This is a genomic window from Nocardioides sp. NBC_00368 (assembly GCF_036090055.1).
Lineage (GTDB): Bacteria > Actinomycetota > Actinomycetes > Propionibacteriales > Nocardioidaceae > Nocardioides.
On sequence record NZ_CP107970.1, the window covers coordinates 5950009 to 5971038 of the forward strand.

At 68.9% G+C, this 21030-nt stretch carries 22 protein-coding genes; 11 read left to right on the forward strand and 11 right to left on the reverse strand.

Annotated elements, in window-relative coordinates; translation table 11 throughout:
- The first annotated feature begins 11 nt into the window (after positions 1-11).
- Together cobT and OG984_RS28435 are read left to right on the forward strand one after the other, a co-directional pair.
- On the forward strand, positions 12-1061 hold the full coding sequence (gene cobT / locus OG984_RS28430; protein WP_328529437.1) for a nicotinate-nucleotide--dimethylbenzimidazole phosphoribosyltransferase: 1050 nt from the start codon (positions 12-14) through the stop codon (positions 1059-1061).
- Entirely contained in the window at positions 1061-1834 is a 774-nt protein-coding gene (locus tag OG984_RS28435; protein WP_328529438.1) for an adenosylcobinamide-GDP ribazoletransferase, read from the forward strand. Before cobT ends, OG984_RS28435 begins: the two co-directional genes overlap by 1 nt.
- On the opposite strand, the gene cobU is transcribed toward OG984_RS28435, so the two are convergent.
- Complete coding sequence (cobU, locus tag OG984_RS28440; protein WP_328529439.1) at positions 1831-2370, reverse strand: bifunctional adenosylcobinamide kinase/adenosylcobinamide-phosphate guanylyltransferase; 540 nt, start codon at positions 2368-2370, stop codon at positions 1831-1833. The genes OG984_RS28435 and cobU overlap by 4 nt on opposite strands.
- Positions 2371-2406: 36 nt before the next feature.
- Here cobU and OG984_RS28445 point away from each other — a divergent pair, with 36 nt between their 5' ends.
- The gene (locus tag OG984_RS28445) at positions 2407-3195 is read left to right on the forward strand and encodes a metallophosphoesterase family protein (RefSeq protein ID WP_328529440.1); all 789 of its coding nucleotides are present in this window, start codon (positions 2407-2409) and stop codon (positions 3193-3195) included.
- 27 nt (positions 3196-3222) lie between these two features.
- Here OG984_RS28445 and OG984_RS28450 read toward each other — a convergent pair whose 3' ends face one another.
- The 7 genes from OG984_RS28450 to OG984_RS28480 form a co-directional block, all read right to left on the reverse strand.
- Entirely contained in the window at positions 3223-3984 is a 762-nt protein-coding gene (locus OG984_RS28450) for an ABC transporter permease (protein ID WP_328529441.1), read from the reverse strand.
- A complete protein-coding gene (locus OG984_RS28455; RefSeq protein ID WP_328529442.1) occupies positions 3981-4754 on the reverse strand; it encodes an ABC transporter ATP-binding protein in 774 nt (257 codons plus the stop codon). The genes OG984_RS28450 and OG984_RS28455 overlap by 4 nt, the downstream gene beginning before the upstream one ends.
- Complete coding sequence (locus OG984_RS28460; protein WP_328529443.1) at positions 4751-5149, reverse strand: DUF1048 domain-containing protein; 399 nt, start codon at positions 5147-5149, stop codon at positions 4751-4753. Before OG984_RS28460 ends, OG984_RS28455 begins: the two co-directional genes overlap by 4 nt.
- A 3-nt stretch (positions 5150-5152) precedes the next feature.
- On the reverse strand, positions 5153-5482 hold the full coding sequence (locus OG984_RS28465) for a PadR family transcriptional regulator (RefSeq protein ID WP_328529444.1): 330 nt from the start codon (positions 5480-5482) through the stop codon (positions 5153-5155).
- 161 nt (positions 5483-5643) lie between these two features.
- Positions 5644-6159 (reverse strand): hypothetical protein, encoded by a 516-nt coding sequence (locus OG984_RS28470; RefSeq protein ID WP_328529445.1) that lies wholly within the window; start codon positions 6157-6159, stop codon positions 5644-5646.
- A gap of 67 nt (positions 6160-6226) precedes the next feature.
- On the reverse strand, positions 6227-8572 hold the full coding sequence (locus OG984_RS28475; protein ID WP_328529446.1) for a WXG100 family type VII secretion target: 2346 nt from the start codon (positions 8570-8572) through the stop codon (positions 6227-6229).
- Positions 8572-8880 carry a hypothetical protein gene (locus OG984_RS28480; protein WP_328529447.1) on the reverse strand — a complete coding sequence of 103 codons (309 nt, stop codon included), beginning with the start codon at positions 8878-8880 and terminating at the stop codon, positions 8572-8574. The genes OG984_RS28475 and OG984_RS28480 overlap by 1 nt, the downstream gene beginning before the upstream one ends.
- A 233-nt stretch (positions 8881-9113) precedes the next feature.
- Here OG984_RS28480 and OG984_RS28485 point away from each other — a divergent pair, with 233 nt between their 5' ends.
- A complete protein-coding gene (locus OG984_RS28485) occupies positions 9114-9551 on the forward strand; it encodes a hypothetical protein (RefSeq protein ID WP_328529448.1) in 438 nt (145 codons plus the stop codon).
- A gap of 1 nt (position 9552) precedes the next feature.
- Entirely contained in the window at positions 9553-10008 is a 456-nt protein-coding gene (locus OG984_RS28490) for a hypothetical protein (RefSeq protein WP_328529449.1), read from the forward strand.
- A gap of 11 nt (positions 10009-10019) precedes the next feature.
- Here the strand turns inward: OG984_RS28490 and OG984_RS28495 are convergent, their stop codons facing one another.
- Positions 10020-11039, reverse strand: coding sequence for an alpha/beta fold hydrolase (locus OG984_RS28495; protein WP_328529450.1), 1020 nt, complete (start codon positions 11037-11039; stop codon positions 10020-10022).
- A 77-nt stretch (positions 11040-11116) separates the two neighbouring features.
- On the opposite strand from OG984_RS28495, the gene OG984_RS28500 reads away from it, so the two are divergent.
- Positions 11117-11692: a TetR/AcrR family transcriptional regulator gene (locus OG984_RS28500; RefSeq protein WP_328529451.1), complete on the forward strand. Its 576-nt coding sequence runs from the start codon at positions 11117-11119 to the stop codon at positions 11690-11692.
- A gap of 106 nt (positions 11693-11798) precedes the next feature.
- Here OG984_RS28500 and OG984_RS28505 read toward each other — a convergent pair whose 3' ends face one another.
- Together OG984_RS28505 and OG984_RS28510 are read right to left on the reverse strand one after the other, a co-directional pair.
- The gene (locus tag OG984_RS28505; protein WP_328529452.1) at positions 11799-13421 is read right to left on the reverse strand and encodes an alkaline phosphatase D family protein; all 1623 of its coding nucleotides are present in this window, start codon (positions 13419-13421) and stop codon (positions 11799-11801) included.
- An 86-nt stretch (positions 13422-13507) separates the two neighbouring features.
- On the reverse strand, positions 13508-14419 hold the full coding sequence (locus OG984_RS28510) for an oxygenase MpaB family protein (protein WP_328529453.1): 912 nt from the start codon (positions 14417-14419) through the stop codon (positions 13508-13510).
- Positions 14420-14495: 76 nt separating this feature from the next.
- Here OG984_RS28510 and OG984_RS28515 point away from each other — a divergent pair, with 76 nt between their 5' ends.
- The 5 genes from OG984_RS28515 (at position 14496) to katG (ending at position 20979) form a co-directional block, all read left to right on the forward strand.
- The gene (locus OG984_RS28515) at positions 14496-15590 is read left to right on the forward strand and encodes a hypothetical protein (protein WP_328529454.1); all 1095 of its coding nucleotides are present in this window, start codon (positions 14496-14498) and stop codon (positions 15588-15590) included.
- Positions 15591-15598: 8 nt separating this feature from the next.
- A complete protein-coding gene (locus tag OG984_RS28520) occupies positions 15599-17059 on the forward strand; it encodes a protein kinase domain-containing protein (RefSeq protein ID WP_328529455.1) in 1461 nt (486 codons plus the stop codon).
- A gap of 51 nt (positions 17060-17110) precedes the next feature.
- Positions 17111-18292, forward strand: coding sequence for an MFS transporter (locus tag OG984_RS28525; protein WP_328529456.1), 1182 nt, complete (start codon positions 17111-17113; stop codon positions 18290-18292).
- Between the two features lie 63 nt (positions 18293-18355).
- Complete coding sequence (locus OG984_RS28530) at positions 18356-18787, forward strand: Fur family transcriptional regulator (protein ID WP_328529457.1); 432 nt, start codon at positions 18356-18358, stop codon at positions 18785-18787.
- A gap of 41 nt (positions 18788-18828) precedes the next feature.
- Complete coding sequence (gene katG / locus OG984_RS28535) at positions 18829-20979, forward strand: catalase/peroxidase HPI (RefSeq protein ID WP_328529458.1); 2151 nt, start codon at positions 18829-18831, stop codon at positions 20977-20979.
- The last annotated feature ends 51 nt before the right edge of the window (positions 20980-21030 follow it).

Here is a 21030-nt window from a genome sequence, read left to right on the forward strand (position 1 = left end):
ACCTTGCGCTGGTGACGATCCAGACGCCGAACGAAGACGTACGCCGCGCCGCCGCCGAGCGGCTGGGCGCCCTGGCCACACCTCCCGGTGCCCTTGGCCGCCTGGGCGAGCTGGCGGTCTGGGTGGCCGCGTGCCAGGGAGAGGTGCCGCCGCGACCGGTCGACAACGTACGCCTGGTGATCTTCGCCGGCGACCACGGCGTCGCCCAGCACGGCGTCTCCGCGTTCCCACCGGCGATCACCGGCGCGATGGTGCGTACGTTCCTGGGCGGCCGGGCCGGGGTCAGCGCGCTCGCCAAGGCGCACGGTGTCCAGGTCCGGGTGCTCGACCTCGGTGTCGACGAGGGGTTCGAGGACCTCGACGTCGCGACCCGGGAGACGCTGACCGCGCACAAGATCCGGCGGGGGAGCGGCGCGATCCATCTCGAGGACGCGCTGACCGCCGAGGAGACCAGCGCCGCGCTGGAGGCCGGCGCCGCCGTCGCCCGCGAGGAGATCGCGGCCGGTGCGCAGCTGCTGATCAGCGGTGACATGGGCATCGGCAACACCACCCCCGCCGCGGCGATGGTCGCGGCCGGGCTCGGCCTGCCCGCGAGCGAGGTCACCGGTCGCGGCACCGGCATCGACGACGAGGCGCTGCGCACCAAGACCGACGTCATCACCGCGGCCCTCACGCGTGCCGGCGAGCGCGCCGCGGATCCCATCCAGACCCTCGCCGCCCTCGGCAGCGCCGACCTCGCCGCGACCACCGGTTACCTCCTCGAGGCCGCCCGTCAGGGCGTCCCGGTCCTCCTCGACGGCCTGATGAGCGTCGCCTGCGCCCTCACCGCCGACCGGATCGAGCCCGGCGCCGCCGCCTGGTTCGCCGCCGGCCACCGCTCCACCGAGCCCGCCCAGTCGATGGCCCTGGAGAAGCTCGGCCTGGTGCCGCTGCTCGACCTCGACCTGCGGCTCGGCGAGGGCTCCGGCGCCGTCGCCGCGGTGCCGGTCGTACGCAGCGCCGTCGCCCTGCTCCGCGACGTGGCCCTGCTCTCCGAGCTCGCTCCGGGAGAGCCTGCCTGATGCTCGTGCGGGACGCCTGGCGTCTCGCGGTCGGCACCCTGACCGCGATGCCCGTGCCTCCTCCCGAGCTCGTCGACCGCCGACGCGCCGCGGTGGCGATGGCGGTTGCGCCGCTGGCCGCTATGCCGCTGGCACTGGGTGCCGGCGCTATCGCACTGCTGGGACAGCTCGCCGGGCTACCGCACCTGGTCACCGCCCTGCTCGCGATCGGCGCCGTGGTCGCCGGCAACCGGGCGCTCCACCTCGACGGTCTCGCCGACACGGTCGACGGCATGGCCGCCTCCTACGACCGCGAGCGGTCGCTGGCGGTGATGAAGACCGGTACCTCAGGCCCGGCCGGGGTCACCGCGATCGTCCTCGTCCTCGGCCTCCAGGTGGCGGCGCTCGGCTCGCTGTTGGACGGTGATGGTTGGCGGCCGGCGGTCCTGGCCGCGGTCGCCGTCTGCGCCTCGCGCGCAGCCCTCGCCCTGTGCTGCACCCGTGGCATCAGGTCGGCCCGGGAGGACGGGCTGGGGCGTACGTTCACCCAGACCCTGCCGCCCGTCGTCACCGTCCTCGTCTGGACCGTCCTCGCCGCCGCGCTCGCCGGCGTCGGTGCGTGGGCCGGCCTGCCGTGGTGGCGAGGAGCCCTCGCGGTCGCCGTCGCCGCGGTCGTCGTCGGTGCGATCCTCCTGCGAGCGGTCAAGCGGTTCGGGGGAGTGACCGGTGACGTCTTCGGTGCTGCCGTCGAGGCCGCGCTCGCTGCGTTGCTCGTCACCCTGAGCGCCGGCTAGATCTTCAGCACCCGTCCGGCGATGACCAGGTGCACCTCGTCGCAGGCCGCGGCCAGGCGCTGGTTGACCAGCCCGAGCAGGTCGCGGAAGAGGCGGCCCGAGCGGTGGGCCGGGACGACCCCGAGGCCGACCTCGTTGGTCACCAGGACCACGTCGCCGTTCTGCTGTTCCAGCACCGCTGCCGCGTCATCGACGAGCGCCGAGACGGCCGCCGTCGCCTCCTCCGAGGTGGCCTCCCACAGACCTCGCGAGTCCATGACGGCGGTGAGCCAGGTGCCCAGGCAGTCGACCATCACCGCGTCACCCGCGGCCAGCCCCTCGGTCAGTGCCCCGGCGAGATCCCGCGACTCGACCGTGCGCCACCGCTCCGGCCGCCGGGCTCGATGCGAAGCCAGCCGCGCGGCCCAGTCGGGATCCGGTTCCTCCTCGAGCGTCGGCCCCGGCGCGACGTACGCCACCGACGGAGCGGCAGCGAGCAGCGACTCGGCGTGCCGCGACTTCCCCGACCGCACCCCGCCCGTCACCAGAATCCTCACCAGGCCAGTCTCCCAGCCATCGCATAGCCTGCGCCCATGACCCCAGAGCGCATCGCGCTGATCTCGGACGTGCACGGCAACCTCACCGCCCTCGAAGCCGTGCTCGCGGACATCGAGGCGCGCGGAATCACCAGGATCTTCAACCTCGGCGACTACGTCGGCAAGGGACCGCGAGGACGCGAGGTCGCCGAGCTCTGCCGGGAGCGGTGCGAGGTCAACATCCTTGGCAACTGGGAGGACTTCCTGCTCACCCCCGAGCCCGACTTCGGCCGCGAGTCGGTCGGGCTGATGTGGTGGCGGCTGCAGGCCTGGGAGCAGGCCGAGTGGCTGCGTACGCTCCCGTTCAGCCACGACTTCTGGATCAGCGGACGAAGGGTCAGGCTCTTCCACGCCTCCGAGGAGACCGTCCACCGCCGGGTCAGGTTCGACCACGACGAGCAGGAGTTCCTGGGCCTGTTCCAGAACACCGAGGCGACCGGCTTCGACGGCCCGGAGCCCGACATCGTCGGCTACGCCGACACCCACGACCCCTACTACGAGACCGACCGCAACCGGCGCACCGTCTTCAACACCGGCAGCGTCGGCAACTGCATGAGCGACCCGACCCCGGTCTACGTCATCCTCGAGGGCGTCATGGACAGCGACCAGGAGGCGCCGTTCGGCATCCAGTGGGTCCGGGTCCCCTACGACGCCGAGGCCGAGATCGCGTACGCGGCCGAGGTCGGCATGCCCGAGCTGGAGGCGTACACCTACGAGCTGCGGACGGGCTTCTACCGGGGCAACCTCAGGGACGGCGAGCAGCCGACCTACCACCGGAGGCGGTAGATCGGCTCTTCGTCGCTCCCGAGGCGATCAACTGATCTTGCGCCGGTAGGCAGCCATGGCGAAGGCGTACGAGACCACCAGGATGCCCACGCACCAGGCCAGCGCCACCCAGATGTCGTCACCGACCGGCTGCCCGGCGAAGAGCGCCTGGATGGTGTTGACGATCGAGGTCACCGGCTGGTTCTCGGCGAAGGCGCGCACCGGACCGGGCATCGTCTCCGTCGGCGCGAACGCCGAGCTGATGAACGGCAGGAAGATCAGCGGGTAGGAGAACCCGGTGGCTCCCTCCATGGTCTGTGCGGCCAGCCCGGGGATGACGGCGAGCCAGGTCAGCGCCAGGGTGAGCAGCGCCAGGATGCCGGCCACCGCGAGCCAGGCGCCCAGCCCCGCCGAGGTGCGGAACCCCATCACGAACGCGACGCCGAGGATGATCACCAGGGTGAGCATGTTGGCCACCATCGAGGTGCCGACATGCGCCCACAGCACCGCCGACCGGGCGATCGGCATGGACTGGAACCGCTCGAAGATCCCGCTCTTCATGTCGGTGAAGAGCCGGAGCGCGGTGTAGGCGATGCCCGAGGCGATCGCCATCACCATGATCCCGGGGAGGACGTAGTTGACGTAGTTGTCGGTGCCGGTGCGGATCGCGCCGCCCAGGACGTAGACGAAGAGCAGCATCATCGCGATCGGGGTGAGCGCGGTGGTGATGATCGTGTCCGGGCTGCGGGTGATGTGCCGCAGCGAGCGCGCCAGCAGAGTGCCGGCGTCGGCGAGTGCGTGCTTGGTCATGAGGGGTCTCCTTGCTTGGTGGAGCCGGTGAGCGAAAGAAAGATCTCTTCCAACGACGGCTGCTTCTCGACGTACTCGACCTTCGCGGGCGGCAACATCGCCTTGAGCTCGGCGAGGGTGCCGTTGGCGATGATCGTCCCGCCGTGGAGGATGGCGATCCGGTCGGCCAGCTGCTCGGCCTCCTCGAGGTACTGCGTGGTGAGCAGGACGGTGGTGCCCTGCTCGGTCAGCTCCTTGACGACCTTCCACACCTCCAGCCGCGCCTCCGGGTCCAGCCCGGTGGTCGGCTCGTCGAGGAAGATCACCGACGGCGATCCGATCAGCGACATCGCGATGTCGAGCCGCCTGCGCATACCGCCGGAGTACGTCGCGACCTTCCGTGCGCCCGCCTCGACCAGGTCGAAGCGCTCGAGGAGGCCGTCGGCGATGTCGCCGGGGGAGGGGAGGTGGCGCAGCTTCGCGACCAGGACCAGGTTCTCCCGGCCGGTCAGGATCTCGTCGACCGCCGCGAACTGCCCGGTCAGCGAGATCGCCTCGCGCACCCGCTGTGCCTCCTCCACAACCGAGGCACCCTCGACCAGCGCCGCGCCGGCATCGGGTTTCAGGAGCGTCGAGAGGATGCGTACGGCCGTGGTCTTTCCGGCTCCGTTGGACCCGAGCAGCGCGAAGATCGAGCCTCGCGCCACCTCGAAGTCCACGCCCCGCAGCACCTGGTTGTCCTTGTAGGACTTCTCCAGTCCCCGTACGGAGATGGCGGCTGTCGCGCTCATGACTCCTCCTTCCGGTGATCGAGCTTGTCGAGATCACCGTCCGTGATGGCCTCGATGGCCTCGGTGAGCCGGGCGCGCTCCTTCTTGATCCAGGCGCCCTCGGCGTAGTTCCTGCCGAACTCCTCGGCGAACTCGACCGGGTTGTCGCCGACGATCGCGCTGACCGGGGTGCCGTCGGCGGCGCTCTGCTCGAAGAGCTCGAGCAGGTCCTCGGCCATCGCCGTCAGGATCGCGCCGTCGGCGATGCCGGCGGAGTACATCAGGTAGCGCTCGATCGCGTCGTGCGCCTTGCGGTGGTTCTCGGGGAGCTGCTGCTTGCGGGCCTTGAGCTGCCGCCAGCGCTTCTTCAGCTCGAGCTCGCCGACGACGGTCTCGAACATCGATCGGATAGACATGTCCTACTTCCCTTCGGTACGGAGGCTCTCCAGCCGCTCGGCCAGGAACCCCCAGGTGGTCCAGAACTCTTCGAGGTACTTCTCGCCATCTGTGTTGAGCGAGTAGACCTTCCGCGGCGGCCCCTTCTCCGACGGCCGCTTCTCCACGTCCACCAGCCCGTTCTTCTCGATCCGGACCAGCAGCGCATAGACCGTGCCCTCGGCGATCTCGGTGAACCCCTGGCTCCGCAGCCAGGTCGTGATCTCGTATCCGTACGCCGGGTTGCCGGTCAGGAACGCCAGCACGATCCCCTCCAGCGTCCCCTTGAGCATCTCGGTCATCTGCTTGCCCATCGGGCACCCCCTTCAACTACTCAGTGTTGCTGACTACTGGTACATAGTAGCGCTGAGTAGTGACGAAAGGTCAAGTCCTTATCTCCGGCGGGAATGCCAGCGGCGCTGGCACGACGGATCAACCGTCATGCCAGCGCCGCTGGTCAGTGTCCTGCCGTGTGCTAGCTCTTGGCGTCCACGTCGGGGGCTCGCTCGAGCGCCGTGGACAACAGCGAGGTAATGTCCACGGACGGTTCACCATCGCCGTAATGCGTCACGCCAACTGCGAGAAGATTTCCATCTGCCGTCTCCACGTAGGCCGTCTTGCCCGTCTCCCGCGGATTCGAAGACGAACTCGTGAAAGTAAAACCCACTGCTCCGTCAGGTAGGCCGGTCAACGGCTCAGACGTCGCTTCTCCATAGTCGCCGTTGGCTGCATCGGCGGTGCATTCCGCCACTGCCTCATCGATTGCCGTGAGCATCGACGCGGCGTCAGGGTACGAGCCACCGGTTGCAAACACGGCCGCGCCTACAAGATCGCCGTTCTTCAACTGGTACTGCTCGCCGTGCGTGCCTTCTGCTGCGTTCGACAACTTGCTGGACTCAAGGTAGGCGAGCTCATCACACCATCCGCCTCCAGGTGCCCCGCTATCGGCGAATGTCTTCTCGATCGCGGGAAGGTCGTCAGTGTCGAGCAACGTCGAATCAGAGCCACAGGCGGTCAACAACAGTGGCGCTACGCAGAGGGCCATTGCGGTGCGGGCCTTAGTCCTTCTGGTAGTAGTCCAAGAAGGCATTCTTGTAGGTCCCTTCGAAGTCGCCGCTCGTCACGTACTCGTTCAGGTAGTTCATCGCCTCGTGAGCGTAGCGATCCACGTCGTCCGGCGGCACATCGGACATGTTGATCACCTTCCCGTCCTTCAGGAAGGTTTCGTCCGACGCCGGTATGTCAATCACGCCAGCGCGTTCCAACGCGAAGAGCGCGTTGAGTTCGACTCGGTTGACACCCTCAGAAGCGCGAGTTTCAGCGTTATCGGTCGCCGCGGCAGCCTCGTTCGCGAACTTCTCGCCAGCCGCGTCTGTCCCGAGGTCGATCGCCTGCCCGACTCCGTACTCGATCACCTTGCTGCCGAGTTCGCCGACCTGCTCGGCGCCGGGCAGGGGCACCATCCCAGCCACCTCGCTCGTCAGGTCGATGAACGCCTGGCGCTGAGCATCGCGATCCTTCGCCCCATCGATCTCGACCTCGCCAACGGCGCGTTCAGCGAAACCCTGGAGGTAGCCGCCACGCTCGAGGACGTCGCGCAGCTCCGTGCGCAGGCCGGGATCGTTCGGGTTCTGTGCCAACTCGGCGGCGATGTTGTTGATCTGCGTCTGTTGGAAGGTCCCGACGCCCTCGGCGATGCTGGTCATCCCGTCCTGCGTGCTCATGGAGACCTTCATCATGTTCTCCAGATCGCCAGCGTAGAACTTCGGGTACGGGTCCATCTTGCCGAAGTGGTCGAGCGAGAAAGGCTCCGAACCGGGTTCTCCGGACTCGTCCTTGTTGTGCAGCGCCGCATCGATGCCCGGAGTGTAGAACTTCATCAGCTCCGCGACATGAGGTGACGCAGCCTTCGCGTCTTCGGCGTTGAAGCCCTCATTGTCGGTGACGTCGTGGAAGAACTTCGACACGAGGTCGGTCGTCTCCCTCGGGTGCTCCTTGAGGAGCTCCTGGTTCGTGCCGATGCCCTCAGCCAGCTCCGAGATACCGGCGTAGCCGTCGGCCTGCCAGGTGCGCTTGTCGAAGTAGAAGTCCTGGCGCTCGGATCCGTGCTCGCCTGTGAAGAACTCCAGACCCTGCTTGGGGTGGTCGCCGAGATTGCCCATGATGGCGGCCATCGGGTCGTCGCCCCAGCCACCGTCGTTACCGGTGTCGAGGGGGCTGTGGCCGGTGTGCCCGTACCAGTACTGAGCGTTCATCGGGCCGTCCGCCCGCTCGAAGCGGTCCAGCTCCTCGGCAGCCCCGAGCACGAGGTCGCCGTTGAGACCGTGGTCCTTCATCAGGTAGGTGAGGACCGAGGCACCGCCGGTGCCGCCCCAGTTCGGGTAGCGATCCCGAAGGGCGTCCTGCTCGTCATCGGAGAGGTAGACCCCTGACGGGCCGGCGTATTTCACGATGTCGTGGCCGAACTTCTCAGCCGGGAAACCGGGGTCGTTCGAGGCCGATGCGAGACCGCTTCGGAGGTTGGAGGCGAGTGTGTTGAGAGAGCCGGAATCCGGCGAGTGCATCCGCAGGTATTCCTCGATCCTCGACATGCTGGCGACGGTGCCGTCCGCCCCGAGGTCCTTGTAGAGCCCGGCGGCGACGGTCGAGTCGTCGGTGTAGGCGCTCAGCATGGCGTTGAGGCGGTCGGCCTCATCCTTGCTGAGCTTGTAGTCGTCGTCGTTCAGCGTGCTGTCGAGCCGGTCGCTGATCTCCTTGCCGAGCCGCTCCTGAGCGGCCGGCGGAAGTGCGTCGATGTAACCGTCGTACTTGCCCGGCTCGCTGAGCATCTTGTTGATGAGCTCTTCTTCGGGCAGGTTGCGCAGCTCGGGCGGAAGGCTGGCCTGCTCGATCGTGCCGTCGCCGCCGTCGTAGTCGCCCTTGGTCGCGTGGTTGAGGACCGCCGTGAGGTCGGCATCAGCAGATTCCGCGTCGGTCAGCGCATCCTGGATGTTCTGAGCGAGCTGCTGCATCGTGCCTTTGTCCTTGTCCGGGTCCTTCTCGTCCGGGGTCGGATCGGTGATCTGTACGCCGCCGGAGAAGGTGACCTTCCAGCCGCGGCCGATCGCGTCGTCGTAGGCGTGCTTGGCGTTGTCCTTGGCCTTCTTGATGGAGGCGGCGGCCTCGTCGAGGGCGTTGATGACCTGGGACAGCGGCGCGGCGATGTCGTTGAGGTCGGCGACCAGGCGGCGGTGGCGGTTCTCAGCACGTGTCGCCGCCTCTCCGATCCAGGTACTGGGAACCTTGCCCGCGTCCATCTCGTCCTGCTGGTCCTGGAAGCTCTTGCGGGCGGTGTTGAGCTGGTCCGCGGCGGTGTCGAGCTCTTCGGGCTTCCAGCTCTGCAGCTGCTCGTAGGTGACGGCCATCAGTCTCTTCCGATCATTGCTTCGCGGTAGCGCGCCTGCTGCGCCGTGATGGTGTCTGCTTCCACGATGGCGTCGGCGTCGGCGACGGTGGTCGTCTTGTGATCACGCGCGTCCTTGACCCACTTGTCCTTGTCGCTCTTCCACTCGGTCTTGAGGCCGTTCGCGGCGCCTGCGGACGTGCTTCCCGGAAGCGCGGAGGCGACCTTGCCCATCGGGCCTTCGAGATCGAGACCGGCGACGGCCTCGGCCGCGGTCCCGATGGAGTTGGCCGCGGTCTTGACCTGCGGCGCCACGATTTCGACGTTCACGAAAGGATCCCCCAAGACATTCGGAGCGATTGGTAACTCTCTCCTACCCCAAATTCCGGGTTTCAAACACAAATAGTCGAAAAATCTTGTACGCACCGGCTGGGCGCCGTGTCCGCACGTCCGCTCGGATCTCACCGGCGTCAGCCGCCGTCTGAGATAGCGTGTCGCGTCGTACGACGGCGCCCGTCGATCTTGGGGGCGAACTCGATCCGACCTGAGTGAAGAAGGGCGCGATGTCACAACTGAACGAGGCGGCAGTCGCTGGCAGTCCGCGAAGCGGCCGATGGGTCGGGCCGGCCGGGCTGGGGCTCGGAGTGGGAGTGCTGGGGGTCGTCGCCCTGGTGCGGGTGATCGTCGGCATGCCGAAGGTCAGCCAGGGCTACTACAACTCCCTCTACCGGTTCGAGGACCGCCCGGTCATCTGGGTCATTCTCGGGCTGCTGATGATCGCCTCGATCGTCCCGATCGGCATCGCGGTCGTCCTCGGCCACGTCGGCCTGGGTCAGGCGAAGGCGGCGGGCGCCAGCGCGACTATCTCGGGGATCGCGCTCGGGATCGGCTACACGCTGGCCGTCTTCTGGGTCGTACGAATCGTCAACGCGATCACGAACGCCGCCGAGCTCAACGGCGGGTTGCGGATGTTCATCGAGTACGTCGGGCTGTGGGCCTGACGTGGCGGTTCAGTCTCGGGAAGCGCGGCCGCCGACCCTGGTGATCGGGTCGGTGCTGGCGTTGCTGTACGCGGTCGGCTCGCTGATCATCTGTCTGCGGGTCATCGGCATGGTTCTCGAGGACGAGGGCACCCGCCTGAGCAGCGGTGAGCAGTCGGGGCTGGCTGTCGCCTGCACGGGGATCGCGGTCACCGTGTTCGGGATCTTCTGCATCCTTCGCGGTCTTCAACGCCGGATCTGGGCGCTGACCTTGGTGGTGATCGGGCTCGGGGTCGGTGTCTTCGTCGGCATCGGGATCACGGTGATGGCGTTCGAGGCGGACGAGGACGGGCTGTTCAGCAGCGGTTGGTTCTGGCTCGTGATCACGTTGGTCATGATCGCCCCAGTCGTTCTGCTGAGCATCGCGATCTCCAAGCTGCCGTCGCCGCACGAGTCCACGACGACCGGGCCGCGCTGACGGCGGCGCCGTCAACGTACCTCGGCCCAGAACCTCTTCAGCTCGGCGTCGAGCTCGGCCGCGACCTGCATGGGCAGGGAGTGGGTGGTTTTCGGCCAGACCTTGACGGTCCCGAGCGGGAGCTTCTTGGCCCGTTCGGCCGCGTCCTCGCCGCCGGCCAGCGACTTGTCGCTCGCGATCGCGACGTAGACAGGCATCTGCAGCGCACGCATCTGGTCGTCGGTGAGCCGCGAAGGGGTTGGCAGGCTGCCGGAGTCGAAGTGCGCCGTGCCGGCCGCGATCATTCGAGCCATCGGGTCGTCCGGGTCGACCTCGTCGTCCTCGACACCCCCGATCCGGTTCAGGGCGTGGTCACGCCAGGAGTCGGGGAGGAACGGGAGTGCGGCCACCGCTGACCAGCCGATCGCCCAGGCAGGCAGCATGCCGAACGTCATGATCGGCTCGAGCAGCGTCAGGCTGGCCAGCCGATCAGGGTGGCGCACGGCGACGGCCGCGGCGAGCCCTCCGCCTTGGGAGTGACCGACCAGGTGGATCCGGTCGAGCTCGAGACCGTCCAGCGCCTCCTCGACCCAGCGGGCGTTGTCGTCCATGCCACGCAGCGGAAGGGTCTGCTCGGAGAGCCCGCTGTCGCCGATCGCGTCGAAGGCGTAGACGGTGCGATGTTCGACGAAATCGCGCAGGTTCTCTCCCCACATCGGTACGCCGCTGGCCCGTCCCGGCACCAGCACGACGGGGATGTCGTCGACCGGGTCCGGGTTGACCCAGGCGTACGTCCGGACCGTGCCGAAGGTGGTCTCCACGTCGCGTGTCTCGGTCGGCTGAGGCAGCGCGGCGAAGGCGGCGTCGTACGCCTCGATGTAGGCCTGGCGTCCCGCTGGTGTGCGGAAGTGTCCGACGCCGGGGCCGCTCGTACTGAGAACCATCACCAGGCACCCCGTCGAGATGACCGCGATGGCCGTGAGGAGGACGACCGGCCAGCGTCGGCGCCTCCTGCGCGGTGCGACGTCCTCATTCTCGATGTCTGCGTCCATGTCGTCCCCTCGTTCCCGATAACGATGCGATCGCATTGAAACCGTTGCGATGCGACTGTATTGCTAACCTGGGCGTCATGCCAAGAGCCGTCGACCACGAACAGCGCCGGTTCGAGATCGTCGCCGGACTCTGGCAGCTCGTCGCCGAGCAGGGGATCGAGGGCATCAGCCTGCGGACCGTCGCGGCTCGGGCCGGCGTGTCGATGGGCCGCGTACAGCACTATTTCGGCACCAAGGATGCGCTGGTCGTCGCCGGCGTCGACCTGCTCGTGAAGCGTGCCGTCATCGAGTACGAGGCGACCGCCGGCCGTCCGCCCCAGGACCGTCTCCTCCACATCCTGCTCCAGCAGATTCCCGTCACCGAGGCGGGCCGCATCGGGGTCACCGTCTGGTACGCCTACGTCGCCAAGGCGATGACCCATGCCGCCGTACGCCAGATCCTCGCCCAGGCGACCAGGGTCGGTGTCGAGGAGTGCACTCGCCACATCCAGGAGGCGGACGGCGTCGATGAGGCCGAGGCACGTGCCCGCGCCATCGAGCTGCTCGCACTCTCCGACGGTCTCACCCTGCGGGTCCTCATCGGAGACATCAGCGCCGAAGAGGCCGAGGCCACGATCAGGACATACAGGTCGCGCCAACTGACGTCAGGGTGAAGAGCACGCTCCCGTACGAGCCGTGGGTGGCCACAAGGTACGACGGGGAGTTCCGCATGGGTTACCCGCTAGTAACCCATGCGGAACTCCCCGTCGTACCCGGTCCTCAGGCCGGAACGAGCCCGGGCCTGCCGGACTCGGTGAAGAAGCGACCACCAACGCTCAGCGGGGCGCCGGGCGTGCTCACATGCGAGACGTTCTTGTAGGTGATCTCCGCGCCGGCGGCGTCGAGCGAGACCGTCGTGTAGCCGCGGAGGCCGTTGTAGAACTTCATGTGCGGGTTGCGCTCCAGGTACGCGGCCCAGTTGGCCGGGTGCTCGGCGCCGTTGCCGCCGGAGGTGATCGAGCTGGTGACGATCTCGGTGCCCATGATCCGCGAGGACGGGTCGTCGAAGTCGTCGTGGATGTTCAGCCCGTAGTGGACGTGCACGTCACCGGTCAGCACCATCAGGTTCGACTGCTCGGACGCCTTCCAGCCCTCGAGGATCCGGCGCCGCGAAGCGGGGTAGCCGTCCCATGAGTCCATCGAGCGGGTGCCGTCGCCGGACGGGTGGTCGCGACGCGAGAAGGTGACCTGCTGCGGGACGACGTTCCACAGCGCCGAGGAGCGGCGCCAGCCGTTGATCAGCCACTGCTCCTGCTCGTTCCCCGGCAGCGTCATCGACTCCGCCTCGGACTCCGGCGAGGGCACCTTCCAGCCGTCGCCGTTGGCCTGGTTGGTGCGGTACTGGCGGGTGTCGAGGATGTCGAACTGCGCCAGCCGGCCCCACTGCAGCCGCCGGTAGAGCCTCAGGTCCGGCCCCGACGGCTGCTGCGGGAGACGCAGCGGCTGGTTCTCCCAGTAGGCCCGGTAGGCGGCGGCGCGGCGTACCAGGAACTCCTCGGGCGGCACCGAGTTCTCCGGGGTGTCGGCGGCGTAGTTGTTCTCGGTCTCGTGGTCGTCCCAGGTGACGATGAACGGGTGCGCCAGGTGGGCGGCGATCTGGTCCGGGTCGGACTTGTAGAGCCCGTAGCGCGCACGGTAGTCGTCCAGTGTCACGGTCTCGTGGTTGAGGTGCGCCGGCAGTGGCTGGGTGTAGGCGCGCGTCCCGGCCGAGGCGTTCACGGCGTACTCGTAGAGGTAGTCGCCCAGGTGGAGGACCGCGTCCACGTCCTCACCCGCAAGATGCTTGTACGCGGTGTAGTAGCCCTGGTCGTAGCGCTGGCACGAGGCGAGGGCGAAGGTCAGGGACGACACCGCGGCACCGACGGCCGGGGCGGTCCGGGTCCGGCCGACCGGGCTGATCCACTGGCCGACCCGGAAGCGGTAGAAGTACTCGGTCGCGGCGTCCAGGCCGCGGACCTCGGCGTGCACGGAGTGGTTGAACTCCGTGTGCGCGGCAGCGGTGCCGCGGCGTACGACTCGGGTGAAGGCGGCGTCGCGGGCCACCTCCCAGCCGACCTCGAAGCGCGAGGGCGGCATCCCGCCGGTGGGCTCCAGCGGGAGCGGGGCGAGCCGGGTCCACAGCAGCACCGAGTCGGGCAGCGGGTCGCCCGAGGCGACCGCGAGCGTGAACGGGTCCGAGGTGATGGCCGACGGAGAGCCGGCCGGGGCGGCGAAGGCGCCCGTACGCGGCAGGCCGGTGGTGAACGCCAGCGCGGTCGCGGCGGCCGAGACGGTCAGGAAGCGGCGGCGGTCGAGGCCGCGAAGGGCACCGCGGAGATCAGGAGTGTTGCTGGGTGCAGGCACGGACGTGCTCCTGTCGATATGGGGGTTATCGACATCAGCGAAGCGGTGCCCGGTGAAGGCCCCGTGAAGTGTGGGGGAGGGATGGGCTACGGCTTGGTGCCCTCGACGGGCTCGGAGATCTGGTCAGCGGAACGGTGCACCGGACACCCCGGCGCGAAGGTGCCGAGGGCCTCGGTGTCGTACCCGTTCGGATAGCTGCGGATGCGCGGCATGTCCCGGACGTACGCCGGCTTCCGCCGCGCCGGCAGCAGGGCGACGAAGCGGGCCCGTGCCTTCAGCGCCCCACGCGACAGCGCCCGCGGGAGACGCCCGGGCTCGGGGTAGCCGAACGCCTCGAGCAGGTGCGGCTCCATCAGCGACCGCGAGAAGATCCGGATGAGCGGCGCCAGCGGGCGCGGGTAGAAGGTGGTCAGCAGCTCGAGGGTCGAGTCGGCGACGGCACGGCCGCCCTCGTCGTACCCGAAGTGCTCGGCCTCGTAGGAGTCCAGAAGCTGCTCGAACTCCTCGTAGGTCGCCGGGATGTCCTTGATCCCCATCCGCTTCCCGAGCGCCTGGTAGTAGCGCAGCGCGGCGAGCTGCTCGTCGGGGGTGGACTGCCGCCAGCCGAACTCCTGGTTCCAGCGCCGGGGGATCACCACGAACGTCGAGAGGACGTAGCGCATGTCGTCGTTGGAGATGTCGTACATCCGGTGCATCTGGTTGATCCGCCGCACCGCCGCCCGGCCGCGAGGACTGTCCAGGTCCTCGATCGCCGCGTCCTCCAGCAGGAGTGCGGTGTCGTCGTAGCGCTTCTGGGTGTGCTCGGTGAACTGGTGGGTCTCGGCCAGCAGCCGGCCGATCGACGGCACCGCATAGGTGCGGAACAGCGCGAAGCTGAGCGCCTGAGTCGTGTCCCACGGAAACTCGTAGAGCCCCAGACGCCTCGAGATCTCCTGGAACTCGGTCTCCGGGTCCAACCCGGCCGTGCGCGCCTGCCTCTGACAATTCAGCTTGGCCATCGTGCCTCCTCGCTCGATACATAACTGTATCGTGATCTGGGTCACTTGTCGTGGCTCTCCCCGTAGTGTCTTCGGCATGGAGAAGTCGGGAACGCAGTCGCCCCTGTCCCTCGCCGCCGCCGAGGCGGTCAGAACGTACGCCGCCACCACCCGCTCCGCTCTCGGCACCGCCGAGTCCCCGGTGATCTCGTACGCAGGTCTGTGGCTGCTCCTCGCCTCGCTGGCGCCTGCGTCCGAGACCGAGACCGACGACGTCCTGGGGCTGAACCGCGCCGACGCCCGGGCTGCCGCGCTGACGCTGCTGGAGGCGCCGCACCCCACGATCGGAGCCGCGGTCGCCGGCTGGCTGCGTCCCGGGATCGAGCTCACGAAGGGCCTGCCGGTCCTGCTCGACCCGCTCCCGGAGCAGGCCGGGCTCGACGCGTGGGCCGCGGAGCACACCCGCGGCCTGATCAAGGAGTTCCCGCTCGAGATCGACGCCCGGACGCTGCTCGTGCTCGCCTCGGCGCTGGTGGTGACGCCGCGCTGGAGCGAGCCGCTCGATGACGGCGGCGACGGGCTGCTCCTGCTCGAGGGCGGCTTCCAGGCGGTGGTGGAGACCGAGGCGGCCGGCCCGGTCGCGGTGGCCTGCCCGTCGAGCGAGGACGGCATCTCGGTCTACTCCGTGATCGCCGCGCCGGATGTGGCTGCTGCCGAGGTGTGGCGGGCCGCCGACGAGGTCGTCCGGAGGATCGACGCGGGCGAGGTGCACAACCACACCTTCGAACCCGAGGGCGATGACGGCCACGCCTGGACGGTCGAGGAGATCACGGTCTTCGGTGGCGCGGCATCAGACCGCTGGCGCAGCCATCTACCCGAGTGGAGTGCGGAGGACCGGCACGACCTCTCGGCCGCGCCGGGGGTCGGCGAGATCGCCCGCGGCGTGATGGCCGCGGTCGAGGAGGAGTCGGAGGCCGCCTGCGTACAGAAGGCCGTGGCGTCCTACGACCGCGAGGGTTTCGAGGCGGCCGCGGTGACCGGGATGATGGTCAGGGCGGCCGCCGCGCCGCGGGAGACGAAGGTGCGGCAGATCGATCTGAGGTTCGATCGGCCGCACACGGTCGTGGCGATCGCGCGCGGTGGAGCCTGGGAGGGCATCCCGCTCTTCAGCTCGTGGGTGACCCCGGCATAATTTCCGCCATGGACGCGCACCCCCCGATCGCCGGCCGTTACCGGCTCCTCTCCCTGCTCGGAGCCGGCGGCATGGGGGAGGTCTGGCGGGCCCGTGACACCGTCCTCGACCGCGATGTGGCGGTGAAGCTGCTGCGCGACGTGGACGACCCGACGATGGCCGAGCGGTTCCGTCGGGAGTCCCTCTCGACGGCTCGGGTGGTCCATGACGACGTGGTCAAGATCTTCGACGCGGGCAGCGACGACAACGACGTCTTCCTGGTGATGGAGCTGCTGCCCGGCCCGACCCTGGCCGAGCCGATCCGGCAGCACGGCGCGATGCCGGTCGACACGGCGGTCGAATACACCCGCCAGGTCGCCGGTGCCCTCGGTGCCGCTCACCGCGTCGGCGTGGTGCACCGCGACATCAAGCCGGCCAACCTCATGTTCGACGGTGACGGCCGGCTGACGGTGCTCGACTTCGGGATCGCGTACGCCATGACGGGGGTCGACGCCGGACTGACGCAGACCGGCCACGTGATCGGCAGCCCGTCCTACCTCTCGCCCGAGCAGGCCGCCGGTGACCCGGTCGGACCGCCCGCCGACGTCTACTCGCTCGGCTGCGTGCTCTTCGAGATGCTCACCGGCAAGGTGCCCTACTCCGCGCCGCACCCGGTCAAGATCCTGCACATGCACCTGAGCGACCCGGTGCCGCGCATCACCGACGTCCGCTCCGTGCCCGCGCCGCTGGCTCGGCTGGTCACGCGGATGCTCGACAAGAACCCGGCCGCCCGGCCCTCGATGGACCAGGTCGGGCACGAGCTCGGCTACGTGCTCAGCGGTGCCGACCCCGACGCCACCGATCTGCTGGCCTCCGGGCAGGCTCCGCGACCGACCCAGGCGATGCCGCAGCGGCCGCAACGGCCGCTCGACGAGCCGATGGCGCTGCCCAACTCCCGCACCGGCGTCATGCCCCGCCCCGACGCCCCGCCGCCCGTACGCGGGCCGCGCCCGGGGTCCTTGCGGAAGTTCCCGGCCGGCCGTCTTCTCGGTGCGGCGGCGATCGTGATCGCATGTCTCTTCGCCGCCTCCTGGCTGGCGGCGTACGAGCCGGCTCCCGCCGAGGCCGACCAGCCGTCCCAGAGCTCCGACAACTCGGGCGGCTCCGACAACACCGACAGCAACACCGGCAGCAACTCCGACGGCTCCGACAGCTCCGCCGACGAGAACACCGAGGCGTCGGACAACAAGACCCTCAACCGCCTCGACCGGCTGGACCGCTGGCGCGAGAACCTGGAGAGCTGGAACGTCATCGACGAGGGCCAGTCCCAGGAGTGGGAGGACCAGATCCAGGACATTCGCGACCTCGTCGAGAAGGGCGAGAGCGCCAAGCGCGAGATGGAGCAGCTCCGCGACGAGTTCAAGAGCATCCGCGAGGGCGAGGGCCAGAACGGCGAGAAGATCCTCGACGGGCTGCTCAAGGGCAACTGACCTCAGGAAACGGGTGCGCGACCCGGGGGTGAGGGTGCAGACTTCGCGTCCATGACCCGACTCCAGCTGGCCCGGACGGCGGTCTTCGTCGCCTTCGCGATCCAGGGACTGACCTTCGCGTCGCTGATCACCCGGCTCGAGTCGATCGCGACCAAGCTCGACCTCAGCGCCGGCGACGTCTTCGTCGTGCTCGGCGTCACCACCGCGGTCGGGGCGCTGGGCAGCGTCGTCGCGGGCCACCTCGCGACCAGGATCGGCAGCGCCGCGACCCTGTCGCTGATGCTCGCGGGTGCGTCCCTGGCCGCCGTCGCGCCCGCCTTCGCGCCGACGATGGCGACCCTGCTGGTGCTCAACGGCGTCTACGGCTTCTTCCTCGGCGGCGTCGACGCCTCCATGAACATGCAGGGGACGGCCACCCAGGACGCGTACGCCCGCCCGTTGATGAACGGCTTCCACGCGATGTGGAGCGCGGCGGCCGTCCTCGGCGCCGTCTACGCGACCGTGACGATCGCCCTCGGCGTACCTCTGGGCCTGGACATGATCCCCATCGCGATCATCGGCCTGGCGGCCAACGCCGCGACGTTCCGGCTCCTGCTGCCGCCGGAGGCGGTCGACGCGGCCGAGCACCGGACCAGCAGTACGCAGCGACCCAAGCCCCGGCTGCCGTGGCTGCCCCTCCTCCTGGTCGCGGTGCCGACCTTCGCGATGTGGTTCATCGACTCCGCGGCCTCGGCCTGGGGCGGGATCTACGTCGTCGACGGCCTCGGCGCCGCCGCCGCGGTCGGACCCGCGATCTACGCCGCCTACCAACTGGTGCTCCTGGCCGTACGTCTCCCCGGCGACCGCCTCGTCGCCCACTTCGGTCCGGAGCGGGTGATCCGGACCGGCGGCATCGTCGGCGTCGGCGCCCTGGTGCTGATCGTCGCCGCCCCGCACTGGAGCGTCGCGGCGGTCGGTTTCGCCGTTCTCGGCGGCAGCCTGGCGATGGTCCCGCCGCAGTCGTTCGTCGCCGCCGCCCACATCTCCCCGGACAACGCCGAGGAGGCGATCGCCCGGGTCAACCTCGCCAACTACGCCGGCTACCTCGCCGCCGCCTCCCTGATCGCCGCCGTCGCCGAGATCTTCGGCGAGCGCTCGATGTTCGTCATCCCGCTGGCGATCTCCGTCCTGGTCCCGCTGATGGCCAGCCGCTTCGCCACCCGCCCCGCGTCGGAGGCCGTGAAGCTCGGCTGATCAGGGGCGAAAATTTCCGTTCCGTTTCTTGACTCATTCAAGATTTCGCGTAGTCTCTGACGCGTGGGGAACGCGGACTACGAACAGCTGCTGAGAGGTGCCTCCCTGCGCGTCACTCGCCCGCGAGTGGCCGTTCTGGGGGCCGTCACCGAGAACGCGCACGCCGACACCGAGACCATCCTCGGAGCGGTGCGCGAGCGGCTTCCGGACGTCTCCCACCAAGCCGTCTACGACTCCCTCGCCGCCCTCTCGGCGGCCGGGATCGTACGCCGCATCCAGCCGTCCGGCTCGGTGGCTCGTTACGAGACCCGGGTCGGGGACAACCACCACCACGTGGTCTGCCGCTCCTGCGGGAGCATCGCCGACGTCGATTGCGCCGTCGGCCATGCGCCCTGCTTGACGGCATCGGACGACAACGGCTTCGTCGTCGACGAGGCCGAGGTCATCTACTGGGGCACCTGTCCGCAGTGCCAGGCCGCCCAGGGCAAGAACTGAGCAGCGCAGCAAATGATCCGAACAAGAAGGACTGGAACCTGATGTCTGAAGAGTCCGTGAGCAAGTGCCCGGTCATGAACGCCGGCCGCGTTCACCCGACCGTCGGCAGCGCCAACCAGGAATGGTGGCCCAACAAGCTCAACCTGAAGATCCTGGCCAAGCACCACCCTGCGGCCAACCCGGTCGACCCCGACTTCGACTACAAGACGGCCTTCGAGGCGCTCGACCTCGCCGCCGTCAAGGCTGACATCGCCGCGGTCCTGACCGACTCCAAGGACTGGTGGCCCGCCGACTTCGGCAACTACGGCCCGTTCATGATCCGCCTGGCGTGGCACGCCGCGGGCACCTACCGCAGCCACGACGGCCGCGGTGGCGCCGGCAGCGGTCAGCAGCGCTTCGCGCCGCTCAACTCCTGGCCCGACAACGTCTCGCTCGACAAGGGCCGCCGCCTGCTGTGGCCGGTCAAGGCCAAGTACGGCCAGGCGCTCTCCTGGGCCGACCTGTTCGTGCTGGTCGGCAACGTCGCGCTGGAGACCATGGGTCTGAAGACCTTCGGCTTCTCCGGTGGTCGTGAGGACGTGTGGGAGGCCGACGACGACGTCTACTGGGGCCCGGAGAAGGTCTGGCTCGATGACGAGCGCTACTCCGGCGACCGCGACCTGCAGGCGCCGCTGGCCGCCGTCCAGATGGGTCTGATCTACGTCAACCCGGAAGGCCCCAACGGTGAGCCCGACCCGATGAAGTCCGCGGTCGACATCAAGGAGACCTTCCGCCGCATGGGGATGGACTCCGAGGAGACCGTCGCCCTCATCGCCGGTGGCCACACCTTCGGCAAGACCCACGGTGCCCACCCCGACGACCTGATCGGTCCGGACCCGGAGGCCGCGCCCCTGGAGAACCAGGGCCTCGGCTGGAAGAACGGTCACGGCACCGGCGTCGGCCCCGACGCGGTCACCTCGGGCCTGGAGGTCACCTGGACCTACCACCCGACCCGCTGGGACAACGAGTTCTTCCACATCCTCTACGCCTACGACTGGGAGCTCACTGAGTCCCCGGCCGGCGCCAAGCAGTGGAAGCCGAAGAACAACGGCGGTGCCGACCTGGTGCCCGAGGCGTTCGGTGACGGCAAGCGCGAGCCGCGCATGCTCACCTCCGACCTCGCCCTGCGCATGGACCCTGAGTTCGACGCGATCTCGCGCCGCTTCAAGGACGACCAGGACGCCTTCTCCGACGCCTTCGCCCGCGCCTGGTTCAAGCTGACCCACCGCGACATGGGCCCGAAGAGCCGCTACGCCGGCGCCGAGGTCCCGGCCGAGGACCTGCCCTGGCAGGACCCGCTCCCGACCGGTTCGGCCGCCACCGACGACGCCTCGATCGCCGCCGCCAAGAAGGCGATCGCCGAGTCCGGCCTGACCGCGCAGCAGCTCGTCTCCACCGCCTGGAAGGCTGCGGCCACCTACCGCAACTCCGACAAGCGCGGTGGCGCCAACGGCGGTCGCATCCGCCTCGAGCCGCAGGTGTCCTGGAAGGTCAACCAGCCCGACGAGCTCAAGCCGGTCATCGCCGCCTACGAGCAGATCGCGGCCTCGACCGGGGTCTCCTTCGCCGACGTACTCGTCCTCGCCGGTGGCGTGGGTGTCGAGCAGGCCGCGAAGGCTGCCGGCTACGAGGTGACCGTGCCGTTCACGGCCGGCCGCGTCGACGCCACCCAGGAGCAGACCGACGTGGAGAACTTCGGCTGGCTCGAGCCGGTGGCCGACGGCTTCCGCAACTACGACTCCGGGTTCCTCAACCTGCCCTCCGAGTTCCTGTTCATCGACCGCGCCAACCTCCTGGGCCTCTCCGCCCCCGAGGCGACCGTCCTCACCGGCGGTCTGCGCGTGATCGGCAACAACTGGGACGGCTCGGACCTCGGTGTCTTCACCAAGACCCCGGGCGCGCTGACGAACGACTTCTTCGTCAACCTGCTCGACTACGACCAGCAGTGGACCCCGTCCGCCGACGAGACGACCTACTCCAGCACCAACGGCTGGACCGGTTCGCGCGTCGACCTGGTCTTCGGCGCCAACTCCGAGCTCCGCGCCATCGCCGAGCTCTACGCCGGTGACGACGCCAAGGAGAAGTTCGTCAAGGACTTCGTCAAGGCGTGGGTCAAGGTCATGGAGAACGACCGCTTCGACCTGAAGAAGTGATCTGCTGAGGTCGTACGCCGCGACGTACGACCGACACGGAGGCCGGCCCCT